Origin of the sequence: Microcoleus sp. Pol11C2 (assembly GCF_036701505.1) — a bacterium.
In the GTDB taxonomy this organism is placed as follows: Bacteria; Cyanobacteriota; Cyanobacteriia; order Cyanobacteriales; family Microcoleaceae; genus Microcoleus.
Genome location: NZ_JAUBQX010000039.1, coordinates 1 through 10,056, shown reverse-complemented (window position 1 = coordinate 10,056; position 10,056 = coordinate 1). Strand labels below are relative to the sequence as shown.

Below are 10,056 nucleotides of genomic sequence, written 5' to 3'. Positions count from 1 at the left end.
ATTACCAACTGCGATTATTTCCAATTTTGCCACGAACTATTGAAAATAGAAGTACCCGGAAATGCGATGGGATTGGCATTTTGTTGCAACCGCAACTGTAACACTTCCAAGTTTGGCTCGCGGGACGGCAATTCGTCCACTAATTCATAAGGTAGAATCCCCTTTTCTAGGGAAAAAGCAGCCGTAACTCCCGCCGCCACACCGGCAGACCATTCAAAAGAATGCACTCGATAAGCAGCCGCCGCTGTGTGGCTAACAGCAATACTTTTACCTGCCACTAACATATTGTCAATTTTCTGGGGAATCATTGCCCGCAGCGGAATTTGGAAGGGATAAGCTTGCCCTTGAGCTTTGCGAGTGCCTTCGCGTTCGGTATTTCCCGGTGCTTCCGGCGGACTGTTAGTCATGCAGGGGTGAAAGTCGATCGCATAATGACCGATACCCACAGAATCAGGATAAATCGTAGCGCGCGATCGCGATTTTGTATCCTCAACAGATTGACTTCCCACAGCCAAAGCCGGCGCATTCAAACCACCCACAGCCAACCACAAATTGCGATACTCTTCCTCTGACAAATTCTGGCGATAAAAATCAGCCGTAAAGTCAGTGCGAGACATATCAACTTCCCACACCGTAAAACCTTGAGGCTGATTGAAACTCGGCCGCCCAATAATGCGCCGGCCCTCCCGCATATAAGGATATTTAGAAAGTCCGTGTACTGTTCCCATCGGCGAATCCAACCCGCTCAAAAAACGATTGTTTGGATTAGGCTTTTTCACTCCCTCTCCTAGCTGCGAGTCAGTAGTTCCTGTTACCAGCCAGTAGAAAAATCCTTTGGCATTTTCTTCTCCCTTTCGCAAAGTTTCGGTTCGCACACCGCCCATCCATCCCCCCGGTTGCAGTTGACCTGCTGCTTCCAACTGGGCGCGAGAATAAATTAAATTATCCTCAGCAGAACCGGGACGATAGTCATTGCCCCAAGTCCAGTTTTGCATCGAAATATCCCCCGGATAAATCGGAAATTGCTTTGGGTCTGAAGGTCGCTTTTCATCCGGTCTCATGCTCCTGATTTGGCGGTAGGTAAAAACTAAGGGAAAGCTCGCTAATCTCTGCAATTCGTAGCTGTAGTAAGGAGCGTATTGTTGATAAAAAGATGGCACTTGATGCTGCTGCGGTTCCTTCGTTGCCTGCATCGCAAAGGTGTAGGTAAAACCTTGAGTGCAGTAAGCATCGCCGGTTGCGCTGGGGGAGGAAGGTTCAAGAGGGGAACGCGGGTCAATTCCGAGGCGGTAGGGAACATCGGCAAGTCCGATCAATTCGCCTGTTTCAGTGGCATCTACAACGTACCAATCAGCACCCCCTTGTAAAGGCGGGGAACTTGGGGAATCTCCCCCCCTTTTTTTGTTAGGGGGGTTCTGAGAGGCTTTAGAAATAAACCGAATAATAGTTTTGTTAAATCGCGGAGAATTTTCGTAGCGATAGGCATCTTCGATAGTTTGAGAAAGAGTTTCGGTGTTGAGTGGTGGCGTGTTGGCGGCGGGTTTGTGTTGAATGGCGATCGCACTTTTAATTTGTTGGCCCCCAACCGTATTCCCAGCCACAGCAGGAGTAATTGCTAGTTCTTTAATAACCGTATTAGGAAACCATTTCAGCGTGCCTTTGCCTTTTCTAGCGGCATCCTGCAAGATGTTAAATAGAATTTTGTGACCGTCGTAGGGCATGAAACACGAATAGCTAACCCAACAGCCTCCAGGATTTAGCCGCCCGTAATGTTCCTTGATCCGCCCCCGCAATTCGAGGTAGCCACGGGGGTAAAATAAGAGCGATCGCTGAGTCTCTCTTTCATCGAGTGCCGAAGTTCCCTGGGAGGAAATTTGGCCGCCTACCCAGTCAGTAATTTCAGTGAGGCAAACTGTGCGCCCCGCCAGCAAACCTTCGTAAGCGGTAGCAGCGCCTGCAAGCCCGCCGCCTGCTACTAGAATGTCGCAAGTTTCTGCAGTGTCCGGATTGCGGGGAGGTGCGGCAAATACTGGGGAAATGCTCCCCATCGCGGAAATTATGCCGAGGGTGAGGCTAAGGATCGATCGACCTTTGAGCAAAAATAGATACTGTCGAAGTTTCATCGGAGATTGTGGAATTAATTTTGACATCAGCGAAAAACACTCATCCCATCTAAATGTTTATTTTGCAGTATACTGGTATTTCGCGGTGTTGTCAGGGAAAACTTTTTTAGAGAAGAGGCATTAATACCAGCAACAACTATTGAACAGCCGGATCTACCTTATGCTGAAAATCGTCAAATTTTTTAGGTCATTAATTCCTTTTGAGACTTTAACAATTACCACCAGTTTAACTTATTCCGAACTTTTACGCAGGTTGGACGAAGTTGTTACTCCTCCAAAAGTTGTTAGAATAATTATACCCTTTGGTCCGCCCCCTGCGAAACCCTATGAAGGAACGATTTATGGCAAAACCTTCAAAATTAATCGCATCATCATCGGGAGACATTTATTGTTTCCAATTATACACGGAGATATACAGAATCAACAGTTCGGTTGTTCCATCAAAATTAGGATGAGTTTACATAAAACAGTTATAGGATTTCTGATTCTTTGGCTGTGGACAACTGGCAGTATTGGAATGTTTGCTTTATTTGCTTGGTTAGTAGAACCATCCGTGGGAGCAATATTTTTACCAATTTTAGCAATGTTTATTTTGGGCTGGCTTTTGTGCTTGATTCCCTTTAAAATAGAAGCAAAAGCAGCTACAAAATTTTTGTCTATTCTCTTAACATAAAGTAATTGGTAACGGCAATAATTTAGCTGTATTATTAAAAACACTTTAGGTTCATCGGCCGTCAGCGGCGGTAAAAAAACTCCCAAATTATGCGTCCCAACAAACTAAAACAAAAAATTAAACAAGGGGAAACAGTCCTCGGTTTATTTATGAACTGCGCTTATCCCGCATTCATGGAAATATGCGGTCACGCTGGATTCGACTTTGCGGTTATCGACATGGAACACGGCCCCCTGAACCCGCTTGCTGCTGAAGATTTGTGTCGCGCCGCCGACTGTACCGGCATTGCACCGATTATTCGCGTCCGCAAAAACGACGGGCCGCAAATCCAACGAGCTCTCGACATCGGCAGTGCAGGTGTTCAAGTACCTCAAATTGAAAGCAAAATTGATGCTGAAACCGCTGTCAAAAGCGCTAAATACAGTCCTCTGGGCACGCGAGGCCTTTCCTTCGCTACGCGGGCGGGACTTTACACCGCCGCAGGTACAAATATCACCGACAAACTCAACGAAGAATCCTTAGTTGTGATTCATGTCGAAGGCAAAGCTGGCATCGACAACCTGGCAGAAATAGTGACTGTCCCAGAGGTGGACGTGATTTTTCTAGGGCCTTACGATCTGTCGCAGTCGATCGGCATTCCCGGCCAAGTCCGCGATCCCCGGGTCATCGACATGATGCAGGAGGCAGTGCAAACCATCCGCAAAGCAGGCAAAGCCGCGGGTACTTTTGCTGACAACCCCGAAATCGCCCAGCAGTGGATTGATGCTGGCGTTCAGTACGTCACACTTGGGGTCGATGTTGCCGTTTTCCTGCGCGCCTGTCAGTCGCTGGTGAAAGCGGTCAATCGATTTTAGATTTTGGATTTGGGATTAAAAGAAGAACCAGCCCCCGGATTCATCTTGCAAGCTTTACGATATCTTTGCAATTTTAGTAGTGTCTTTTACGACACATACAAAAAACCTGCGCTAGAGTAGAAGCATACACCTCCTCAAGGCAAAATTAGGGAGGGGAGCAAGGCTTCAGGGAGTAAAATCTATGAAAACCGTATTAGAATCCATTCATTTGGATTATGCCTTCATGTTTACTTTCAAAAAAGTAAACTCGATTAAGCTAGAAGGTTTCAAGGAATTTTTTGACGATATGCCTGTCGATCCGTATGTGAAAGGTAAGTATCGTTCTAGAAGATTGTCGCGGTTTGCAGTCAACGGAAATGAGTTAGTTAAGTTACCTCACGGCTATTTGTATCAAAGCAAAACATACAATCCGCTAGTGGGTGATATCAGGCGGGAATTTGCCGAATTGGACGATCGGCTAATCGCCCTCGATAATTTCAAACAGATGATTTTTGCTTTTTTCGATTCCTGCAAAATTCACCCGGAAGCTGAAATCGGCATCCATCAAATCAGGACGACTTGTTCGCCAAACAATTTCGGCAACCCGGCACCGGAAGGCATTCACCAAGACGGTACTGACTTTATCGGGATTTTCTCGGTTGACAGAACTAATATTGTAGGCGGGGAAACGCATTTGTACTTGGCTAAAAAAGAGAAGCCTGTTTTTAATAAAATTCTGCATCCGGGAGAATTGCTGTTAGTTAACGACCACGAGTTTTTCCACTTTACTACACCGATTAAACCGGAATCTGAAGGGGTGGGAACCAGGGATGTCTTTGTGCTGACTTCTCCGAGTTTGCTGACCGATTGAGGATACAGTCCTGGACGCATAACCTAATGATGTAGGGTGCGCGCCGCGCACCTTACTCCGATTACCCATTACTGCATCCCACAGATCACCTTTTGGTTGCGCCCCCACCCATCTCGATCGTGGTTAATGCTTGGGAAAATCGATTCCTGAAATGGATATTCCTTCCATCTTCTGCACATATCGTCCTTGAGCAGCTACACATTCTGCCATTTTTTTAGCTTGTATGGGTTGACTCCTTGGATCGGGGGAGATACCTCTATACTCCCATGTACCGCGAATGTCGCCAGAGAATGCTTTTCCATTGTTTTTTAATAGTAGCTCTGTACCAGTTGCATCAATATAGAATTTCCCATTTTCCAAAGACACGCTGCTAATTGTGATTGATTCGACTCCTTTGTAGGGATTTGCAGGGCCATCGACGATCTTGATGCAGATTCTATTGTTTTGATGTGCAATCTCTCTACGGAAGTTATTGAACATTGTTCCTTGAGCGTAGTAAGTTCCTGTGGGGAGAATTGTAGAGCCCTGTTGATTACTTTGAGCAGAGGACAATGATGAAATTGACAGAAGGATAGAACTAACAATTAGTGTTTCGATCGCCAAAAATTTCATTTGCAACAAAACTCCATTAAAATTATTTTTTCAGATTCTACACGATCCCAGGTGATCTATAAACTTCTTTAGAGTTCTTGCAAAAGTCAAATTCACCCCCCGCCAGTCCCCCCATATCTGGCTATGGATAGAGTAACTATAACAAGCCGTACAAATCTCCTCTGAAGACCAAGAGCGATCGCCCTTGGTCTCTGTTCTGCCTGCTTTTGGAGGAAGCTGCGAGATCCCTCCTAACATAAATCTTTATTTGTATTTTTTTGAAGAAATGTAAAAATTAATATTTTTTTAGCTGAAATTTAAATTTTGCTTAAAGTGCAGGCTAGTCTTTATATGAGAGGGTACATCTACTTACAAATTGATAATTGCTAAAGAAAATGTGTATTTATTATTAAAAGAGGCTGCAAGGATGATTAAGTTAGCCGGCTACGAGATTACTAACCAAATTCATGAAAGTAACAATTCTTTAGTTTCCCAAGGACTGAGAAAGCAAGACAACCAACCAGTCATTCTCAAATTTCTCAAGCAAGATTATCCGATGCCAGCTTCGTTAGTCAGATACAAGCAGGAATACGAAATTACACGCAATCTCAACCTAGAAACGGTACCTAAAACCTACAGCTTAGAAAGATACCAGAACAGTTTGGTTATTATTTTCGAGGAGAGTGGTGGAGAAGCATTAAAGCTGTGGTTGGCTGATCACAAACTTACCTTAGAAGAGTTTTTGTTAACAGCTATTAAAATAACCAGAGCTTTAGGTCAAATTCATCAACATAACATTATTCATAAAGATATCAACCCCAGCAATATTATTATTAACTCGACAACAGGGCTAGTCCAAATCATAGATTTTGGCATCTCTACTGTTTTAACTCGTGAGAATCCTACCCTAAAAAATCCTAATGTTTTAGAAGGCACTCTCAGCTATATATCGCCGGAACAAACAGGCCGAATGAACCGAGCGATCGACTACCGCACGGATTTTTACTCATTAGGAGTTACTTTTTACGAACTGCTAACGGGGCAACTGCCATGGGATTACAACGATGCAATGGAATTACTGCACTGTCATATTGCTAAACAAGCAGTGCCGCCCCATGAAATCAATCCAGAAATTCCTAAAGCGGTTTCTGAGATTGTAGTAAAACTGTTAGAAAAAACTGCTGAAAGAAGATACCAAAGTGCTTGGGGAATTATCGCAGATTTAGAACAATGTCTGGAACAACTACAGGCTAAAGGAACGATTTTAGATTTTGATCTCGCCCAAAAAGATATTACTGATAAGTTTCAAATACCTCAAAAACTTTATGGTAGAGAACGCGAAATAGAAACCTTATTAGCAGCCTTCGAGCGAGTCAGCAATGGCACAACAGAAATTATGTTAGTGTCCGGTTACTCTGGCATTGGCAAATCAGCCTTAGTGCAAGAAGTTTATAAACCGATTACTAAGGCAAGCGGTTATTTTATTGCCGGGAAATTCGACCAATTTCAACGCAATGTTCCTTATGCGGCTGTTGTCAAAGCTTTTGGATCCTTGGTCAAGCAACTATTAACTGAAAGCGAAACGCAACTGGGCGCCTGGAAAGAAAAACTTTTAGCGGCGTTTGGTGATAACGGTCAAATCATTATAGATGTCATTCCCGACGTAGAACTCATCGTCGGCAAACAACCACCCGTCCAAGAATTAGGTGCTAGCGAAGCACAAAACCGCTTTAATTTAATCTTTCAAAAATTCATCCGCGTATTCTGCTCAGTCGAGCATCCTTTAGTTATCTTTCTAGACGATTTGCAATGGGCTGACTCCGCTACTCTGAAATTGCTGGAAACAACGATCGCGGATGAAGGAACAAAATATTTATTTTTAATTGGTGCGTATCGGGATAACGAAGTGAATCGCAACCATCCGTTAATTATAACGCTGGATTTGCTTCGGACTAAAGGTGCAATTATTAATGCAATTACCTTAACTCCTTTAGCCCTCGAACATATTAGCAACCTAATTGCCGACACGCTACATACTAACGCAGTAGGGCATTTAGCCGAATTAGCCATCAAAAAAACTTCGGGCAATCCCTTCTTTGTAAATCAATTTTTCAAAACCCTCTTTCAGGAAAAATTACTGAAGTTTATCCCTCCCTCCCAAGGCAGTCACGCCCAATGGCAATGGGACATTGCTCAAATTGAGGCAATCGGAATTACTGATAATGTTGTGGAGTTAATGATTAGGAAGTTAAGAAAACTGTCTCCCGCCACCCAAAAGATTTTGCAGTTAGCTGCTTGTGTCGGTAATACATTTAATTTACATACTATTTCTATCATTCAAGAGACAACTGCAGCCGTAACTTATTACGACCTTTTACCTGCCATTCAGGAAGGGTTAGTCTTGCCGATTTCTGAATGGGAAACTACACCAGAAGAAATAATAGAAGCTCGCTTAGTAATTCTTTCCTTTAAATTTCTTCATGACAGAGTGCAACAAGCGGCTTATGCCCTCATTCCCGAAGAGGAAAAAAAGGAAACTCATTTAAAAATAGGTCAATTAGTTCTCCAAAATACTACCGACAAAGAATTAGAAGAAAAAATCTTTGATATTATTAACCATTTGAATATAGGCGCCGAACTCCTAACCAGTTCTGAATCAATTTATGAACTTGCAAAGTTGAATTTAATCGCTGGTAAAAAAGCTAAGGCTTCGGCAGCTTATGAACCCGCTTTAAAATATCTGACGGCAGCGATCGAAATATTGCCAAAAAATATTTGGGAGCAAGATTATCGGTTAATTTTTGAGTTATACCAAGAACAGGCAGAGTGCGAATATCTTTGTAGCAATTTTGAAAAAGCCGAAGAACTTTTCGATCTACTTTTAACTAAAGCTAAATCTAATTTAGATAGAGCAGCGGTTCAAAATATGCGCTTAGTATTTTATGATAATACTGGCAAATATATAGCGAACATTAAAGTAGGTTCAGAAGCCTTAAAAGAGTTAGGGTTAAACTGGCCTAGTAATAATGACGAACTGCTAGCGCAATTAGAATTAGAGTTGCAGACCTATCGCACCCACCTCCAAACAATTAAAATAGCAGATTTAATTGATGCCTCTGCAATGCAAGACCTAGAAATTATGGCTTGCATGCAGATATTGATGAATATGACTGGGCCTGCTTATTTTACTGACCAAGACTTACTCGCTTTGACTGCATTAAAGATGGTGAATCTCTCCATCCAATATGGCAATTCTGACGTATCTCCTCACGGCTATGCGTTCTGGGGAATTATAGCTGGATCGAGATTAGAGGATTATGAAGCAGGTTATGAGTTTGGTAAATTAGCCATAGATTTGAATGAAAAACTTAATAATTTTAAGTTAATCTGTAAAGTTTCTAATTTATTTGCTGGGTTAATTGGTCACTGGCGCAGCCATATGCGGACCAATGTTCCCATTTTCATAAAAGGTTATCAAGCCGGGATTGAAACTGGGGATATTTATGCTTGCTATATTGCGTACAATTCTCTTTTGCAAAAGATTTTAATGGGAGAGGAATTAACGAGCGTTCTAGAAGAATCTTATAAATATACCGAATATTTACTAAAGATAAAAAATCAAGTCTTTGTAGAGGCACAAATGATGTGCCAGCATTTTGTCTTTAATCTACAAGGTTTGACAGCAGATAAATTCTCCTTGAGCAGCGATCGCTTTAATGAAAATGGCTGTATGCAAATGGGGCAGGAAAGTCAGTTTTCCCCCGGCATAGCATTGTATAGGACATTGAAAGCTCAACTTTTTTTCCTGTATGAAAACTATGCTGAAGCGTTGAATGCCGCTAATTCAAGTGAAGAAATGCTCCCCTTTACAATCGGACTTGCCAACGAATCTGAACATTATTTTTACCATTCTTTAATTTTATTGAATGTTATTCTTCAAGCGAGTCCAATTGAAAAAGCCGAGTATTATTCAAAGCTGGCAATAAATCAAGAAAAAATGAAAATTTGGGCAAATAATTGTCCGGAAAACTATTTACATAAGTATCTGCTCGTTGAAGCAGAAATAGCGCGGGTAGCTGGGAAAGATTTAGAAGCCTTTGATTTATACGACAAAGCGATCGCTTCGGCTAGAGAAAACGACTATATCCAGAACGAAGCTTTGGCGAACGAACTAGCGGCTAAATTCTGGTTGGCTAAAGGCAAAGAAGATTTTGCTCAACTTTATATGCAAAAAGCTCATTATAGCTACCAACTCTGGGGCGCTCTAGCTAAAGTTGAGGATTTAGAACAAAAATACCCCCAATTCCTAGCTAAAATCAAAACCACAACTCAAACAAAACTTAACCAAACAACGACTCAGCCTACTACCACCACTAGCACCAATTTGGGAGAGACACTAGATTTAGCCACAGTAATGAAAGCTTCCCAAGCAATTTCCGGTGAAATAGTTTTGAGTAAGCTACTAGAAAGGTTGATGAAAATCGCCATCGAAAATGCAGGCGCCCAAAAAGGATTTTTAATTTTAGAAAAAGCAGGAAACTGGGCCATCGAGGCAGAAGGTTCCGTGAAGGAAGATGAAGTTAGCGTGCTGCGATCACTTCCTCTGAATGCAGAAGCAGCTTCTCTTGAAACGCCCAAACTCGCAAGTGCGATCGCCCACTACGTCATCCGCACCCAGGAAAACGTAGTTTTAAATAACGCCACCCAAGAGGGACAATTTACCCGCGATCCTTATATAGCAGCCACTCAACCCAAATCCATTCTCTGCACGCCTCTGCTACACCAAGGCAAACTGACAGGCATTCTTTACCTAGAAAATAACCTCACAGAAGGAGCTTTCACTAAAGATAGACTAGAACTGTTAAAATTGTTATCGGCCCAAATAGCCATTTCCATTGAAAATGCCCAACTCTACAATAACTTGCAGGAGTTCAATCAAAACTTAGAGCAATTAGTGAGCGATCG

The 10,056-nt window shown here is 42.5% G+C and carries 6 protein-coding genes; 4 read left to right on the top strand and 2 right to left on the bottom strand.

Translation table 11 applies throughout. The annotated features are described in order from the left end of the window. Nucleotides 1-14 precede the first annotated feature (14 nt). Nucleotides 15-2,123 (bottom strand): FAD-dependent oxidoreductase, encoded by a 2,109-nt coding sequence (locus tag QUA42_RS19970; protein ID WP_333139436.1) that lies wholly within the window; start codon nucleotides 2,121-2,123, stop codon nucleotides 15-17. A gap of 160 nt (nucleotides 2,124-2,283) precedes the next feature. Between QUA42_RS19970 and QUA42_RS19965 the strand changes: the two genes are divergently transcribed. The 3 genes from QUA42_RS19965 (at nucleotide 2,284) to QUA42_RS19955 (ending at nucleotide 4,500) form a co-directional block, all read left to right on the top strand. Beyond that, nucleotides 2,284-2,796: a hypothetical protein gene (locus QUA42_RS19965; protein ID WP_333139434.1), complete on the top strand. Its 513-nt coding sequence runs from the start codon at nucleotides 2,284-2,286 to the stop codon at nucleotides 2,794-2,796. A gap of 89 nt (nucleotides 2,797-2,885) precedes the next feature. Further along, on the top strand, nucleotides 2,886-3,650 hold the full coding sequence (locus tag QUA42_RS19960) for an aldolase/citrate lyase family protein (protein ID WP_333139433.1): 765 nt from the start codon (nucleotides 2,886-2,888) through the stop codon (nucleotides 3,648-3,650). A 181-nt stretch (nucleotides 3,651-3,831) separates the two neighbouring features. Then, complete coding sequence (locus tag QUA42_RS19955; RefSeq protein WP_333139431.1) at nucleotides 3,832-4,500, top strand: 2OG-Fe dioxygenase family protein; 669 nt, start codon at nucleotides 3,832-3,834, stop codon at nucleotides 4,498-4,500. 123 nt (nucleotides 4,501-4,623) lie between these two features. Here the strand turns inward: QUA42_RS19955 and QUA42_RS19950 are convergent, their stop codons facing one another. Continuing rightward, nucleotides 4,624-5,112, bottom strand: a complete 489-nt coding sequence (locus QUA42_RS19950) for a hypothetical protein (RefSeq protein ID WP_333139505.1) — start codon at nucleotides 5,110-5,112, stop codon at nucleotides 4,624-4,626. A gap of 406 nt (nucleotides 5,113-5,518) precedes the next feature. Here QUA42_RS19950 and QUA42_RS19945 point away from each other — a divergent pair. After that, a partial coding sequence (locus QUA42_RS19945; RefSeq protein ID WP_333139429.1) for an AAA family ATPase occupies nucleotides 5,519-10,056 on the top strand: 4,538 nt, incomplete at its 3' end.

What these genes read in the sequence shown, in the direction of transcription:
- QUA42_RS19970 (WP_333139436.1), bottom strand. Translation starts at nt 2,123, where the DNA reads ATGAAACTTCGACAGTATCTATTTTTGCTCAAAGGTCGATCGATCCTT.
- QUA42_RS19965 (WP_333139434.1), top strand. Translation starts at nt 2,284, where the DNA reads ATGCTGAAAATCGTCAAATTTTTTAGGTCATTAATTCCTTTTGAGACT.
- QUA42_RS19960 (WP_333139433.1), top strand. Translation starts at nt 2,886, where the DNA reads ATGCGTCCCAACAAACTAAAACAAAAAATTAAACAAGGGGAAACAGTC.
- QUA42_RS19955 (WP_333139431.1), top strand. Translation starts at nt 3,832, where the DNA reads ATGAAAACCGTATTAGAATCCATTCATTTGGATTATGCCTTCATGTTT.
- QUA42_RS19950 (WP_333139505.1), bottom strand. Translation starts at nt 5,112, where the DNA reads ATGAAATTTTTGGCGATCGAAACACTAATTGTTAGTTCTATCCTTCTG.